This window comes from Mycolicibacterium arseniciresistens (assembly GCF_030519285.1).
In the GTDB taxonomy this organism is placed as follows: Bacteria; Actinomycetota; Actinomycetes; order Mycobacteriales; family Mycobacteriaceae; genus Mycobacterium; species Mycobacterium arseniciresistens.
The window spans coordinates 1-714 of record NZ_JAUMSQ010000525.1; the positions used below are offsets into that span (position 1 = coordinate 1).

Genomic DNA, 714 nt, shown 5'->3' on the forward strand with positions numbered 1-714 from the left:
CGTCCTCGGCGAGCGCCGCGGCGGCGGTCCGTGACAGCCCCAGCAGCCGCGACAGACCGGCGTCGACCCGCATGCCGCTCAGCCCCTCGGGGACCGGCATCGACCTGGTGGCCACTACGCGCTGTCGGAGGGACGGTCGGCCGGCGTCCCGGCCGCCGACTCGGGTCTGCGGCGCGTCGGGCTGTCGAAGTCGAAGCCGAACAGCGACAGTGCCACCAGCAGGATCGCGCCGCTCACCACCGACGGGTCGGCGACGTTGAAGACGGGGAACCAGCCCACCGAGAAGAAATCCACCACGTGGCCGCGCAGCGGGCCGGGCGAGCGGAAGAAGCGGTCGACGAGGTTGCCGGTCGCGCCGCCCAGGATCATACCGAGGCCCAGTGCCCACCAGGGCGACACCAGCCGCCTGCCCATCCAGATGATGCCGATCACCACGCCGGTCGCGACCAGGGTGAGCACCCAGGTGTAGCCGGTGGCCATCGAGAACGCCGCGCCGGAGTTGCGCACCAGGGTCCACGTCACGGTGTCACCGATGATCGACACCGGCTGCCCCGGTGTCAGCAGCTTGACGGCGAGCACCTTGGTGACGATGTCGCAGATCAGCACCACCGCGGCCACGCTCACCAGCAGCCGCACCCGACGCCTCGGCGGCGCCTCGTCAGGCGCCGCGGCGCCGCCGGTTGCGGCCCCGGTCGCCCGTTCGAAGGGGCCCGG

1 protein-coding gene and 1 pseudogene are annotated in these 714 nt (G+C 72.7%); both read right to left on the reverse strand.

The features are described from left to right. Nucleotides 1-115: pseudogene (locus Q2100_RS31240) on the reverse strand (RluA family pseudouridine synthase); the annotation flags it as partial. After that, nucleotides 115-714, reverse strand: a 600-nt coding sequence (gene lspA, locus Q2100_RS31245; protein ID WP_328518149.1) for a signal peptidase II, incomplete at its 5' end; no start/stop codon positions are given. The pseudogene Q2100_RS31240 and the gene lspA, both read right to left, overlap by 1 nt.